The following is a 13,600-nucleotide window of genomic DNA, read 5'->3' on the forward strand; positions in this document are numbered from 1 at the left end:
CTTCGAACAAGGTAGTTTTACCTTCAACAATCATGCATCATGAGGACGGCGCCTGTCACGCGGACGGGCCGCGAACGAGCCGCCCCACGGCGGCCGGTGAAGGAGCGCACGGTGAGCGAGCGAGCGGCGGACCACGGGACCCGGCGGGTCTACGTCGACAAGCAGAGCCCCAAGCCCTATCACGCCCTGGTCCAGACGGCCGAAGCGGTCCGCGCCACCGCCGCCGAGGCGGGCCTCGACCGCCTCCTCGTCGAACTCGTCAACCTCCGCGTCTCCCAGCTCAACGGCTGCGCCTCCTGCCTCGACGTGCACACCAGGGCGGCGCTCCGCGCCGGCGAGACCACCCGGCGCCTGGGCGTCCTCGCCGCCTGGCGCGACACCGAACTCTTCACGCCGCGCGAGCGCGCCGCCCTCGACCTGGCCGAAGCCACCACCCACCCCGCGAACGCCCTCCCGCAGGAGAAGGCCTACGAAGCCGCCCGCGAGGTCCTCGACGACGACGAGATCTCCGCGGTGATCTGGGTCGCGGTCACGATCAACGCGTTCAACCGGGTCTCGATCATGAGCAAGCACCCGGTGCGGGAGCCCCGGCCGCCCCAGCCGTAGCGAGCCCGCTCAGGACCGGGCCCGCCCCTGAGCGGCCCCGGCGCGCACCGGCCGTCGGAGCAGGTAGATCCCGGCCGAGGCGACCAGGACGAGCATGACGCCGGTGAACACCAGGCCCGCCCGTTCCAGACCGAGCGGATCGCTCAGCAGGCCGACGCCGATCACCGGGACCGAGATCCCCGTGTAGGCGACCACGAACAGCGTCGAGATCACCGCCGCACGCCGGTCCACCGGTGTCGCCCCGGCGACGGCCGACAGCGCCGCGCGGAACGCGAGCCCCTGCCCCGCTCCGCCGACCACCGCGGACAGCACGACGAGGACGAGCAGGTCGGTGGCGAGCGCCCCCGCCAGGAGGGCGAGACCGGCGAAGAGCACGGCGCAGCCCAGCGGCAGCGACCGCGCCACTCCCACCTTGCCGACGGCGAGCTGTCCCGCGGTCGACGCGAAGAAGGCGAGCGCGACGACCAGACCGGTCACGGCATGGTTGTCCACGTGCAGGAACCGGGCGAGGAAGGCGGGGCTGATCGAGGTGAACACCCCGAACAGGGCGAAGCCCACGAAGGACGCGATCGCCGCCGGCACGAACACCGGGCGGACCTCGGCGGGCAGCGCGGGCCGCTGCGGCCGTACGGCGGTCAGCGGCCGGCGCTCCCCGACGGTCTCCGGCAGCCGCAGGAGGACGACGGCCGCCAGGGCCGTCAGGACGAGGTGGACGGCGAAGGGCAGCAGCAGCGGCTCGGGGGCGTACTCCGCGAGCAGACCGGCGAGCAGCGGGCCGCACCCGAGCCCGCCCATGTTGGCGGCCGTCGCCACGAGCGTCGCCCGGGACTCCCCGCCCGGCGGGGCGAGGTCCATGACGTACGCGGTGGCGGCGCCCGTGAACAGGCCGGCCGAGAACCCCGAGAGGAGCCGGCCCGCGTACAGCCAGCCGAGGCCGTCGGCGCACAGGAAGCAGACGGCGCTCGCCGCCGCGAACCCGAGGCCCCACAGCAGCGCCGGACGTCTGCCGACCGTGTCCGACGCGTCGCCCGCGAGGAGCAGCACCCCGATGACCCCGAAGGCGTACACGGCGTACACGACGGTCACCGTCAGCTCGGAGAACCCGAACTCCTCCTGGTAGAGCGGGTAGAGCGGGGTCGGCAGCGTGGTGCCGGTCATCCCGACGACGAACACGGCCCCGGCGAGCAGACACCGGAGCCACCCCTGACGATCACCGACACCGACCATGGCGCCGACGGTATCCCCGCCGGACGGCCCTGGCGGGCCTCCCACCGGCCGTGTCCCGGAAACGGCAACAAAGATTGCCCGGGTGTGCCCCGCCCCGCACCCTGACGGCGGAGGTGATCGCCATGACCGGCGCCAACAACACCACGAACACCACGGACACCACGGACACCACGGACTCCCGGGGTGCGTACGACGTCATCGTGATAGGCGGCGGGGCGGGCGGGCTGAACGCCGCGCTCGTGCTCGCCCGGGCCCGCCGCACCGTAGCCGTCGTCGACGCCGGGGAGCCCCGCAACGCTCCCTCGGCCCACATGCACAGCTTCCTCTCCCGTGACGGTGTCCCCCCGCTCACCGTCCTCGAGGTCGGCCGCGCGGAGATCGCGCGCTACGGCGCGGTCCGGATCGACGGCCGGGTGGACCAGGTGGAGCCCGCGGAGACCGGCGGGTACGTGGTGCGCCTGGACGGAGGCGCGACCCTTGACGCCCGGCACGTCGTGCTCGCCACGGGGCTGCACGACGAACTGCCCGACATCCCGGGCGTGCGGGCGATGTGGGGACAGGACGTGCACTTCTGCCCGTACTGCCACGGCTACGAGGTCCGCGACCAGCCGATCGTCGTCCTCGGGGTCCACCCCGCCTCGCCGGGACAGGCCCTGCTGCTGCGCCAGTGGTCGAGCCGTGTCACCTACGTCCCGCACGACCGGCCGCTCACCGACGAGGAGCGGGAGCGCATGGACGCGCGGGGCGTCGAGGTGGCCGAGGGGTCGGTGTCCGCCCTGCTCGCCAAGGACGGCCGGCTCCACACGGTGGAGCTCGCCGACGGACGGTCGCTGGAGTGCGCCGGAGTGTTCCTCTTCCCGCGGATGACCCCGAACGACGGGGCCTTCGCCGGACTCGGCTGCGAGAAGGACGAACAGGGCTGGCTCGTCACCGACCGGGCGGGCCGCACCAGCCGCCCCGGCCTGTGGGCCGTCGGCAACGTGATCGACCCGCGCGCCCAGGCCGTCACGGCGGCCGGCATGGGAGCCGCGGCCGCCTTCGCCCTCAACCACGACCTGGTGGACGAGGAGATCGAACGCGACCTCGCCGCCCACCGGGCCGCCGCCGGCCGGCCGGCGGCGGCTCCCGTCGCCGCGTCCTGAGCGACCGCGCCACCGCCGCAGCGCGCGCCCGCCCCCGGCTCACGTGTCGGAGGCGGGCGCCCGGCGTGTCGGCCGGGCGCGCACGTGCATCCGCTCGCCCTGCCGGCCGAAGAGGCTCAGGACCTCGACAGGGCCGTCCCCGGCGCTGCCGAACCAGTGCGGCAGACGCGTCTCGAACTCGGCGACCTCGCCGGGGTCGAGGACGATGTCGTGGTCGGCCAGGACGAGACGCAGCCTCCCGGAGAGCACGTACAGCCACTCGTACCCCTCGTGGGTGCACAGCTCCGGGGTGTCGCGGCTCGCCGGCAGGACCATCTTGTAGCTCTGCAGCGGACCGGGCTGGCGGGTCAGCGGCAGGACGGTGTTGCCGTTCACCGCGTGCGGCTTGAGCCGGACGCGCGGATCGCCCACCTCCGGGGCGCCGACCAGCTCGTCGAGCGGGACCTGGTGGGCCTGGGCGATGGGCAGCAGCAGTTCGAGACTGGGACGGCGCTGCCCCGCCTCCAGGCGGGACAGCGTGCTCTTGGAGATGCCGGTGGCCTCCGAAAGGGCGGCGAGCGTGACACCGCGCGCGGTGCGCACCCGCTTGAGCCGGGGACCGACCGCGGACAGGGCCTGGGTGATGGTCGAGGACTGCTCCACGCCGTCATTAGACCGAGTACGTCCCGAAGTCGCAACCAGAGGTGCCGATTTGGCAACACCGTGTCCCGGCGGCGACTGGTCCTAGAGTCCGAGGGACCGCCCGATCAGTTCCTTCATCACCTCCGTCGTCCCGCCGTAGATCGTCTGCACCCGGCTGTTGGCCCACTCCCGGGAGATCGCGCTCTCCTTCAGGTAGCCGAAGCCGCCGTGGATCTGGAGGCAGCGGTGGGCGATGTCGACCTGGAGCTCCGTCGTCCACCACTTCACCTTCGCCGCGTCCGTCACCGAGAGCCGTCCCGCGTTGAGTTCGGCGACGCAGTGGTCGAGGAACACCCGGGCGACCGTCAGCTCCGTGTCCATCGTGGCCAGCTGGAAACGGTTGTGCTGGAACGTGCCGATGGCCTGACCGAACGCCTCGCGGGTCTTGGCGTACTCCAGGGTGTCCGCGAGCATCCGCTCGATCGCGCCCACCGCCACGGTGGCGATGCTCAGCCGCTCGCGGGGCAGCCCGGCCATCATGTACGCGAGCCCGGCGTTCTCCCTGCCGATCAGGTTCTCGGCCGGCACCCGGCAGCCGTCGAAGAACAGCTCGCAGGTGTCGCTGGCGTGCCAGCCCAGCTTCTCCATGCGCCGCCCACGGGTGAACCCGGGCGCGCCGCGCTCCACCACGAGCAGGCTGATGCCCTGCGCGCCGCGCTCGGGGGCGGTCTTGGCGGCGACCACCACGACGTCCGCGTTCTCGCCGTTGGTGATGAACGTCTTCTGCCCGTCGAGGACGTAGGAGTCACCGTCGCGGACCGCCGTGGTGCGGATGTCGGCCACATTGGAGCCGGCGTCGGGCTCGCTCATCGCGATCGCCGCGATCAGCTCACCCGAACAGAGCCCCGGCAGCCAGCGCTTGCGCTGCTCCTCGGTGGTGCGGTCGGCGAGATAGGTGGCGATGACGTCGTTGTGCGCCACGAACCCCGGCGCCGTCGCGCGGGCCCACATGATCTCCTGCGAGAAGACCGCGGGGAAACGGTAGTCGGGCTCGCCGCCCCCGCCGTACGCGGGGTCGACGCCGATGCCGAGGAGCCCGGCCCGCCCGGCCTTGCGCCACACCTCGCGGTCGACGATGCCGTCCCGCTCCCACCGGGCGTGGTGCGGCACGACCTCGCGGTGGAGGAACTCCCGGCACGTCATCCGGAACTGCTCGTGTTCCGCCTCGTACCTGCTGGATGCCACGAGGTCACCCCTTCCCGGGGTCGGTGTCGTCGACGATGGTGGTCAGGGTGTCCCCGGGGCGCCGCACGGCGGCGAAGTGACCGCCGTCGATCTCGACCCGGCGGACCGGGGCCGAGCTGTGCGGCGACCACTGCCAGACCTTCTCCGGCGGGGCGTGCACGTCCTCCCGGGCGGCGATCAGGGTGAGCGGGAAGTCCACCCGCAGCCCGGACGCCACCCGCGCGAACTCGGCCCGGACCGTGTCGTCCTCACGGAGCATCCGCAGCAGGATCCGGCTCATCGTCGGGTCGGCGAGCACGGCCTGCGGTGTTCCTCCGTCCGCGGCGGTCCTGGCGAGCAGCTCCTCGTCGGTGACGGAGTCGAGCAGTGGCCCCGGCCTCTGGAGCCGGGGCGGAACGGCCCCGGACAGTACGGCCCGCTCCGGCGGCACGCCGACCCGGCGGGTCACCTCCGCGGCCACCGCGAGGCTCGTCGTCGCACCGAAGCTGTGCCCGAAGGTGGCCCAGCGCGGGCCGGGAGCTCCGCCCCGTTCGGCGAGGAGATCGGCGACGACCTCCTCGGCCATGGACCGCACCAGGGCCTCGAAGCCGGCCGCCCTCCGCTCCCGGCGGCGGGTGCCCCGGCCCGGCGCGTCCACGCCACGGACCAGGAGGCGCGGCTCGCTCAGGGCCTGCCAGCCCCGGTAGACCAGCGAGGTCGCCCCGGCGTGCGGAAAGCAGTAGAGCCGTACCGGGGGACTGGACGCAGACGGCACGTTCACTCCTTCGTGTTCCGGGCCAGCTTCTCGGCCAGCATCAGGGTGGTCAGGTTGGTGGGCGCGCTGGGGATGGTCGGGAAGAGCGAGGCGTCGGCGATCCGCAGGTTCCGGGTGCCGTGCACCCGGCCCTCCTGGTCGGCGACCGCCCACGGGTCGTCGTCCGGCCCCATCCGGCACGAACCGGCCGCGTGCCAGCCGGGGTTCATGATGTGGCGGACGCCGCTGCGCAGCACGCCGTCGTCGGCGACCATCCGGTCGCTCCAGAACTGGGTACGGGTCAGGCGGGCCGACAGGCCGGGGGAGCGCAGGAAGCCCCACGCCCGCCGGACGCCGTGGCAGAGGCGTTCCACGTCCTCGGGGTCGGTGCCGAGGCCCAGCTCGATGACGGGCGCCGCCCGCGGGTCGGCGCTGTCGAGGAAGACCCGGCCGTGGGAGCGCGGGCGCAGCAGCATCACCGAGATGCCGACGACCAGCGGCCAGCCGAGACGGTCGACGAAGCCGGGGATGGTGTGGCTCTCCACGTTGTTGAGAAGCCCCGCCTGGATGTCCACGTCGTCGTCGAAGCCGCTGCTCATCCGGGCAGCGACCTGCCGCCAGGGCAGGCCGGGCGTGCAGACCCCGTCGGCGGGTTTGGACCAGATGACCACCGAAGGGTGGTCCACCAGGTCACGGCCCACCCCGGGGAGGTCCGCCACGGGCGTGATCCCGAGGGACCTGAGCAGTCCCGCGCCGCCGACGCCGGAGCGCTGCAGGATGACCGGCGTGCCCACGGCCCCTGCGCTCAGCACGACGTGCCGGGCCCGGATCGTGGTGAGCGTGCCGTCGAGCTCGGCCTCGACGCCGACGGCCCGGTCCTTCTCGAACAGCACCCGGGTGACCCGGACGCCGGTGCGCAGCCGGAGGTTGGGAAGGTCGCGGACGCCTTCGAGGAAGGCGGTGGAGGCGTCGATGCGTTCGCCGTCGACGGCGTTGCCGGGGATGGGGCCGACCCCGGCCTCCAGACCGGCGTTGAGGTCCGGCAGATCGGCGACGCCCTGCCGGTTGCACTCCTCCCAGAACGCCGCGTCCAGCTCGTGCACCTGGCCGCGCGGGGTGCGGCGGATCGGCAGCGGCCCGCCGTCGCCGTGGAGACGGCCGGGGAAGTCGGCGTCGTCCTCGATGTCCTTGTAGTACGGCAGCACCTGCTCCCACGACCAGTCCGGGTTGCCGTGCGCCTCCCAGGCGGCGAAGTCGCGGGGCAGCCCGCGCAGGGCGATGGCGCCGTTGACGGCGGATCCGCCGCCGACGACCTTGCCCAGCTGGTAGGGGAATCGCTCCCACAGGGCACGGGCGCCCGCCCGGCCGCCCGGGGCGGTGGCGGACGCTTCGGTACGCCCCTGGATCAGCTCCTCCCAAGAAGCCTTGCTCGTACGGAGGTTGGCCCGGTAGTCCCAGTTGTGGCCGGCCAGGACGAGCCGCCCGGCGTCGGCCAGCGGGTGGGAACGGTCCCTGGGGCGCGGCTGGTCCTCGCCGGCCTCCAGCAGCAGGACGTTCCCGGAGTCCCTGGCGGCGAGCCGTGCGGCGGTCACGGCTCCGGCGGAGCCCGCTCCGACGATCACGTACTCCCACTCGCGGACCGGGGCGACGGGTTCGGACGCGGCCGGCCAGGGGGTGGCGGACCCGGGGGCGGCGTGTACGGAGGCGACGGGCTCGGTGGCGGCGGGCTCGGCGGCGGCGGTCACGCGGCGGACTCCTCGACGGACGTGATCAGTTCGGCGAACGAGGCGATCGACGCGTTCATGAACAGGCCCTCGACCATCTCCTGCTCCATGTCGGCCCCGATCCCGAACTCCGTACGGAGCAGCGCGAGGAGGCCGACGGCGTGCAGGGAGTCCCCGCCGATGTCGAAGAAGCCCTCCTCCACGCCGAAGTCGTCGTGACCGAGCTGCTGGGACCAGAGGGCGAAGAGACGCTCCTCGACCCGGCCGCGGGGCGCCACGTGGCCGGAGGCGGTGTCGGGCTCCTCGTTCCACGGCGTGGGAAGCGCCCGGTGGTCGATCTTGCCGTTCGTCGTCACGGGAAGGGTGTCCAGGGTCAGGAAGCGGCTGGGCACCATGTAGCCGGGCAGCAGCGCGGTCAGCGCCTCGCGCAGCTCGGCCGGGTCCGGGTCCGTCCCGGGCTCGGGCACCACGTACGCGACGATCTGCCGCTGTCCGGTACGGGCGTGGGCGGGCGCGGTGACGAGCGCGGTGCGCACCTCGGGCCTGCGCAGCAGGGCGGCCTCGATCTCGCCCAGCTCGACCCGGTAGCCGTTGATCTTCACCTGGAAGTCCTCGCGGCCGAGGATCTCGATGTCGCCGCCCGGGAGATAGCGGCCGAGGTCGCCGGTGCGGTAGACGCGTTCCCCGGTGACCGGGTGGACGGGGAAGCGTTCGGCGGTGCGTCCGGGGTCGCCCAGATAGCCCTGGGCCACGCCGACGCCCCCGATGTGGATCTCGCCGGTGACACCCAAGGGGGACGGCTCCAGCCACTGGTTGAACACGTGCATGGTCTGGTTGGCCAGCGGCTTCCCGTAGGGGATGCTCGACCACTCGGGCCGGACGGTGTCGACCGGGTGGTGGATCGACCAGATCGAACCCTCCGTGGCGCCGCCGAGGCTGATCACCCGCATCGCGGGGATCTTCTCCCGGATGCGGTTCGGCAGGTCCACCGGGATCCAGTCACCGCTCAGCAGGGCGAGCCGCAGCCGGCAGCCGCGCGGGACGCCCCCTTCGCCGAGCGAGTCGATCCACATCCGCATCGGGGCGGGCACGCTGTTCCAGATGGTCACGCCGTAGCGGCCGACGAGCTGCGACCAGTGGGCGATGTCGCTGCCGCGCGCCGGGTCGGGCACGACGACGGTGCCGCCGGCGCCGAGGACGCCGAAGACGTCGTACACCGACAGGTCGAAGCCGGCCGGGGCGAGTGCCATCACCCGGTCCTCCTCGCCCACGGAGAAGCGCCGGTTGATGTCCTGCACGGTGTTGGCGGCGCTCCGGTGGGTGACCATCACGCCCTTGGGCTCGCCGGTGGAGCCCGAGGTGAAGATGACGTACGCCAGGTCGTCGGGGCCCTGCCGGCGCTCCGGCGCCTCGGCGGGGCACGCGAGGGTGGCCGCGTCCTCCGAGGTCACCACCGTCACGCCCGGCGGCCAGGCCAGTGTGTCGCGCAGCTCCGGATCGGTCACCACGGCCCGCACCGAACATCGGGCGAGCAGCTTCAGACGCCGCTCCTCGGGGAGTTCCGGGTCGATCGCCACGTATGCCGCGCCGGTGTGCAGCACGCCGAGCAGCGCGGAGAACTGGGCGGCGCCCGGCCGCATCGACACCGCGACGATCTCGCTCGGCCCGGCACCCGGGCCCGTGAGCAGCCGGTGCGCGATCCGGTGGGCGTCCTCGGTGAGCCGGCGGTACGTGGTCTCCGCGCCGGGCGTGATCACCGCGACCGCGTCGGGGCGCCGCGCCGCCGCCTCGGCGACCAGCTCGTGGAGGAGTGCCGGCGGGATGTCCTCGGCGGTGGCGTTGGCCCGCTCGCGCTCCGCGGCGTCCGCGGCGGGCAGCGGCACGATCCCCCGGGTGGCGTGCCACACCGCCGCGTCGTCGGTCAGCCGGTCGAGCAGCGTCACGTACGCCTCGAACATGGCCTCAAGGGCCCCTTCGGGGAACAGGCCATCGACCGCGTTCCAGTTCACCGAGAGCCGGTCGTCCTGTTCCAGGATCTGGTTCTCCAGCCACACCTGAGGGGTCCGGCTGTGGTCGTGGACCAGCTCACCGAACGACTCCAGGCTCCGCGACCGCGGCTCGCCGTCGCCGCCGTCCTCCTCGGCGCCGAGGGTGCTGGAGAAGACCACGGGCATCGACGCGCGGCCGTCGTCCCGGCGGCGGGCGAGGTCGCGCAGCACCCGGATGCCGCCGTGCGCGGAGTGCGCGAGGTCCTCCAGAGCCCGCTGCTGCAGGTTCCGGGCCCGCTGCCCGAAGGTCTCCTCGGGCCCCCCGCCGACGGCGAGCAGGCTCGGGGAGAGGAAGTCGCCCATGATCCGGCCGAGTTGCGGGTGGCTGCCGAGCCGGTGGAACTGGGTGACGGTCAGGGTGAACTCCTGCCGCCGCGACCAGGTCCGCACCACCTCTGCGTACGCGGCGAGCAGCACGCCCGACGGGGTGAGACCGTGCCGGTCGCCCGCCGCCCGCAGCGCCTTCCAGCGCTCCGGCGCGAGGACCGCCCGGTGCCGGACGAAGCGCGGGACGCCGAGCTGTTCGGGCGCCGTGGCCAGCGGCAGCTCGGGCGCGGGAGGCAGGGTGTCAAGCCGGTCCGCCCAATACGCGGCGGCCTCCTTGCCCGGGGTGTCGGCGCGCAGCTCCTCCTGGGCGAGCACGTGGTCGCGGAACGAGAGCTCAAGGGGCTCGGGAAGCCACGCCGGGTCGTCGTAGAACCGGCGCCACTCGTCGAGCAGCAGGTAGAGGCCGCGCATGTCGAGGAAGAGCAGGTCCACCGCCAGGTGGAGCCGCACCCGGTCGCCGTCGAGCAGTGTGACCCGGGCGTCCAGCAGCGGCGCCCGGTCCACCGGCAGCACCTGTTCCGTCAACTCGGCCCGGACGCGCTCTACCTCGGCGGCCTGTTCGGCGGCCGTCCGGCCGCGCAGGTCCGTTCCGCGCACGAGACACGGCTCCACCTCGGCGGCGGGCAGGACGCGCTGTGTCTGGTCCGGCCCCACCACGGTGCGCAGCGCGTCGTGCCGGGCGACGACCTTCCCGAGGGCCTCGGTCAGCCGGTCCACGTCGAGACCGGGACAGTCGAACTCCAGGTAGTACTGGCTGGAGATGCCGCCGAGTTCCAGGCCTTTGTGGCGGCCGATCAGATAGGCCTGCTGAATGTCGGTGAGCGGGAACGGTTCATGACGGCGCTCGGGCCGCGGTGTGAGATCCGGCAGCCGGACTTCCTCGGGACCGGGGTGGCCCGCACCGCCGCGCAGCTTCGCGAAGAGATCCTCCATCGACGTCCGCCTCTTTTCATCGGATGCCCTGGCGGGCTTTCGAATTCGTGTACGGAAAGCGACATTAGGCAGCGGGCGTAAACGGCCTCAATACGGTCGGACCGTAGGGACGACCGTAGGATTTGGACCGTGCCCGACCAGCACGGGACCGCCGCTGGACCGGCGCTGGACCACCCCCGCCGAGCCCGGTGGGCGCCATTGACCAGGGGTGGGAACACGGCGACATCATCGGGGCATGGGAATTCAGGAATCCCCGGGGACAACCGGGAAACGCATACTCGTCGGTGCCACAGGATCCATTGCGGTGACCCGGCTGCCTTCGTACATCGAGACGATGCGCCGACAGATCGCGGGCAGCACGTTCACGGTTCTGCTGACGCACACGGCGGCCTCCTTCATTTCACCCGAGAGCCTGGCGCTCTTCGCCGAGCGGGTGGTGAGCGGGGAATCCCCGGCGGACTGGCCGACCGACAAGCCGTCCCGGCTCGCCGCCGACCACGACGTGCTCGCGGTCCTGCCGGCCACCGCCCACACCCTCGCCGCCGCGGCGGGCGGCGCCGCGCCCAACCGGCTGATGACGGTCGCGCTTTCGGTGGACTGTCCGGTCGTGTACTTCCCGGTGATGGGCGCCCGGATGTGGCACAAGCCGGCCGTCCGGCGGAACATCGCCCGGATCCGCGAGGACGGGGCCCTCGTCAACGAGCCGGAGTGGCACGACGGCTTCGACCCGACCACGGGCACCGCGAGCCACCATCCCGGCCTGCCGTCTGCGGAGTCGGTGGCCACGGTGATCGACGACCTCCTCGCCAAGCGGCGCTGAGCTTCCCCGACGACGAGTGGGGCCCCGCCGGATCCGGTCCGGCGGGGGCCCCCGCGGCGGGGCGGGCGGGCCGGCGGGGGGGGGGGCCCCGGGGCCCCCCCCCCCGCCCCCCCCGGGGGGGGGGCGCGCCCCCCCCCCGGGGGGGGCCCCCGCCGCCGCGGGGCGGGGGGGCCCCCACTCGTCGTCGCGGGAGGTCAGGCGGCGATGGCGGTCGCCTCGACCTCGATGAGGAAGTCGGGTTCGGCGAGCGTGGCGACCCCGACCAGGGTGGTGGGCCGGATGACGTCGGCTCCCAGCTTCGCGGCCGCGCGCTCCGCGCCCGCCATGATCGCGTCCCACTTGTCGAGCGACCAGTCCACGACGTACATGGTCAGGCGCAGGACGTCGTCGAAGGTGGCGCCGGCCGCGGCGAGGCCGGTGGCGATGTTGAGGTAGACCTGCTCGGTCTGGGCCGCGAGGTCGCCCATGCCCACCGGCTCACCGTCGGCGGTACGCGGCGTCTGGCCGCTGAGGAACACCACCCGGCTGCCGGTGCCGACGGCCAGCTGCCGCCATCCGTAGGGCTTGGGGAGGCCGGACGGGTCGATCGCCTCTACTGCCATTGCGTGTCCTCTCTCGGGGTGCGGAAGGGCGGGACGGGGTCAGCTGTTCTCGCGGCAGGTCGCGTAGTACTTCCGCAGCAGGCTGACGAGCTCGGGGTCGAAGCGGGAGGCGAAGAGCAGCTCGGCCGGCGGGGTGAACTCGGGGTCCAGCTCGTCGGCCCAGGCGAGGGTGGCCGGCCGCAGGTCCATCTCGATCCACTGGTGCCACTCGACGGGGATCGTCCAGTCCTGCTCGTAGCCGATGCCCATCTGGTGGTCGATGAGGAGGTCCACGATCTCCTGACGGCTGCCCGCCCTGATGGGCTGCCGGAGCGGGGCGAACCGGTCCAGGTCGGCCTGGGGCCGCTCGCCCAGGATCCGGGCGGCGAAGTCCTGGGCGAGCAGCGGGGAGAGGTGCAGCCCGTCGCGGTAGGTGCCGGTCATGATCCACAGGCCCCGCATGCCGCCCTCGCCGAGCAGCGGGAACCCGTCCATGGACACGGGCCGGTTGCCGACCTGGACCTTGGTGACGTCGCTGTTCCAGAGGCTGCGGCGGACCTGGCGGTGTGCGCACTGGAGGAGGAAGACCAGGTCGCGCATCTCGGCGGTGTCGCGCGGCTCCACGGAGATGACGTTGGTGGCGCCGAGGTAGACGTGTCCGTCACCGCGGGGGACGACGTGGAGCCCGCAGGCGAAGGAGCGGTTCGGGGTTCGGACGACGCTGTCGGGGGTGGTTCCGTCCACGGACTTGACGAGGGCGGACACGCCGTAGCCGCTGACGAGACGAGGGATGCGGGGGCCGACGGGCAGGCTGTCGAGGAGTTCCTGGGTGCGGGCTCCCGCGGCCAGCGTCACCTGGTCGGCGGCGATCGTCCGCCCGGAGGCCGTGACGACTCCGGTCACCCGTTCGCCCTGGTACTCGACACGCGCCGCGAACTCGGGGACGAGGACGGCGCCGGCCCGGACGGCCGCCGACTCGAGGCGTTCCAGGAGGGCGGAGGCGTCGACCGCGTGCTCCCCCGGTATGTGGAAGGCCTTCAGCGGACGGGAGATCGGCTCCGCGTCCACCCAGTCGAGGTCGGAGGGCTCGACGTCCTCGAACGGCTCGTCGTAGCGGGTGAGTTCGGCACGGATGGCGTTGTAGTTGGCGTCGTCGATCTCGGCCGTGCCGATGGTGTTGAGGACGACGGTGGTGCCCTCGGCCGTCTTGATGCCGGCGCCCTCGGTGCCGTCCTCGAGCTCCGCCAGCCACTGGGGCCACAGGTCCTTGGCGTGGATGCCGAGTTCCAGCTTGGCCCGGCCGTGCTCGGTGGCGAGCAGGGAGGTGGTGACCTCGCCGAAACAGCCGAGCATGGCCCCGGCCGCGGCCGAGCCGGCCCAGGGCCGGTGCGGCAGGCCGAGGACGGCGACGCGCTGTCCCCGCTGTGCCAGGACCCAGGCGAGCGAGAGCCCGAGGACTCCGTTGCCGGCGATGACGACGTCGAAGCCGGTTCCCGTGCCGTTCGTGTTCCCGTTGGCGCTCATGACATTCCCATCTTCCGGGGCGGCTCGTGTCGCCCAGTCGTGAATCGGATGCTGCCGAACTGATGGCCC

At 73.1% G+C, this 13,600-nt stretch carries 11 protein-coding genes; 3 read left to right on the forward strand and 8 right to left on the reverse strand.

Annotated features, from left to right (window positions below; genetic code table 11):
- Positions 1 to 111: 111 nt before the first annotated feature.
- A complete protein-coding gene (locus ACIA8N_RS30675) occupies positions 112 to 606 on the forward strand; it encodes a carboxymuconolactone decarboxylase family protein (RefSeq protein WP_365780730.1) in 495 nt (164 codons plus the stop codon).
- Positions 607 to 615: 9 nt separating this feature from the next.
- Here ACIA8N_RS30675 and ACIA8N_RS30680 read toward each other — a convergent pair whose 3' ends face one another.
- A complete protein-coding gene (locus tag ACIA8N_RS30680) occupies positions 616 to 1,833 on the reverse strand; it encodes an MFS transporter (RefSeq protein WP_365780729.1) in 1,218 nt (405 codons plus the stop codon).
- Between the two features lie 122 nt (positions 1,834 to 1,955).
- Between ACIA8N_RS30680 and ACIA8N_RS30685 the strand changes: the two genes are divergently transcribed.
- The gene (locus tag ACIA8N_RS30685) at positions 1,956 to 2,975 is read left to right on the forward strand and encodes an NAD(P)/FAD-dependent oxidoreductase (protein ID WP_365780728.1); all 1,020 of its coding nucleotides are present in this window, start codon (positions 1,956 to 1,958) and stop codon (positions 2,973 to 2,975) included.
- Positions 2,976 to 3,014: 39 nt separating this feature from the next.
- Here the strand turns inward: ACIA8N_RS30685 and ACIA8N_RS30690 are convergent, their stop codons facing one another.
- The 5 genes from ACIA8N_RS30690 to ACIA8N_RS30710 all read right to left on the reverse strand — a co-directional run bounded on the left by ACIA8N_RS30690 (position 3,015) and on the right by ACIA8N_RS30710 (position 10,606).
- A complete protein-coding gene (locus tag ACIA8N_RS30690; protein WP_365780727.1) occupies positions 3,015 to 3,617 on the reverse strand; it encodes an XRE family transcriptional regulator in 603 nt (200 codons plus the stop codon).
- Between the two features lie 81 nt (positions 3,618 to 3,698).
- The gene (locus ACIA8N_RS30695) at positions 3,699 to 4,841 is read right to left on the reverse strand and encodes an acyl-CoA dehydrogenase family protein (RefSeq protein WP_365780726.1); all 1,143 of its coding nucleotides are present in this window, start codon (positions 4,839 to 4,841) and stop codon (positions 3,699 to 3,701) included.
- A 4-nt stretch (positions 4,842 to 4,845) separates the two neighbouring features.
- The gene (locus ACIA8N_RS30700; RefSeq protein ID WP_365780725.1) at positions 4,846 to 5,595 is read right to left on the reverse strand and encodes a thioesterase domain-containing protein; all 750 of its coding nucleotides are present in this window, start codon (positions 5,593 to 5,595) and stop codon (positions 4,846 to 4,848) included.
- Positions 5,596 to 5,597: 2 nt separating this feature from the next.
- Entirely contained in the window at positions 5,598 to 7,319 is a 1,722-nt protein-coding gene (locus ACIA8N_RS30705; RefSeq protein WP_365780724.1) for a GMC family oxidoreductase N-terminal domain-containing protein, read from the reverse strand.
- Complete coding sequence (locus ACIA8N_RS30710; RefSeq protein WP_365780723.1) at positions 7,316 to 10,606, reverse strand: amino acid adenylation domain-containing protein; 3,291 nt, start codon at positions 10,604 to 10,606, stop codon at positions 7,316 to 7,318. The genes ACIA8N_RS30705 and ACIA8N_RS30710 overlap by 4 nt, the downstream gene beginning before the upstream one ends.
- Before the next feature lie 235 nt (positions 10,607 to 10,841).
- On the opposite strand from ACIA8N_RS30710, the gene ACIA8N_RS30715 reads away from it, so the two are divergent.
- Positions 10,842 to 11,426 (forward strand): flavoprotein, encoded by a 585-nt coding sequence (locus tag ACIA8N_RS30715; protein WP_365780722.1) that lies wholly within the window; start codon positions 10,842 to 10,844, stop codon positions 11,424 to 11,426.
- Between the two features lie 194 nt (positions 11,427 to 11,620).
- Here the strand turns inward: ACIA8N_RS30715 and ACIA8N_RS30720 are convergent, their stop codons facing one another.
- Both ACIA8N_RS30720 and ACIA8N_RS30725 read right to left on the reverse strand, forming a co-directional pair.
- On the reverse strand, positions 11,621 to 12,028 hold the full coding sequence (locus ACIA8N_RS30720; protein WP_030206960.1) for a RidA family protein: 408 nt from the start codon (positions 12,026 to 12,028) through the stop codon (positions 11,621 to 11,623).
- A 39-nt stretch (positions 12,029 to 12,067) separates the two neighbouring features.
- The gene (locus ACIA8N_RS30725; RefSeq protein ID WP_365785731.1) at positions 12,068 to 13,531 is read right to left on the reverse strand and encodes an FAD-binding oxidoreductase; all 1,464 of its coding nucleotides are present in this window, start codon (positions 13,529 to 13,531) and stop codon (positions 12,068 to 12,070) included.
- Positions 13,532 to 13,600 lie beyond the last annotated feature (69 nt).

Source organism: Streptomyces sp. NPDC051822, assembly GCF_044452745.1.
Classification (GTDB): Bacteria; Actinomycetota; Actinomycetes; order Streptomycetales; family Streptomycetaceae; genus Streptomyces.

Excerpts from the sequence above, each read along its gene's own strand:
- ACIA8N_RS30680 (WP_365780729.1), bottom strand. The coding sequence starts at position 1,833 with ATGGTCGGTGTCGGTGATCGTCAGGGGTGGCTCCGGTGTCTGCTCGCC.
- ACIA8N_RS30685 (WP_365780728.1), top strand. The coding sequence starts at position 1,956 with ATGACCGGCGCCAACAACACCACGAACACCACGGACACCACGGACACC.
- ACIA8N_RS30710 (WP_365780723.1), bottom strand. The coding sequence starts at position 10,606 with ATGGAGGATCTCTTCGCGAAGCTGCGCGGCGGTGCGGGCCACCCCGGT.
- ACIA8N_RS30715 (WP_365780722.1), top strand. The coding sequence starts at position 10,842 with ATGGGAATTCAGGAATCCCCGGGGACAACCGGGAAACGCATACTCGTC.
- ACIA8N_RS30720 (WP_030206960.1), bottom strand. The coding sequence starts at position 12,028 with ATGGCAGTAGAGGCGATCGACCCGTCCGGCCTCCCCAAGCCCTACGGA.
- ACIA8N_RS30725 (WP_365785731.1), bottom strand. The coding sequence starts at position 13,531 with ATGAGCGCCAACGGGAACACGAACGGCACGGGAACCGGCTTCGACGTC.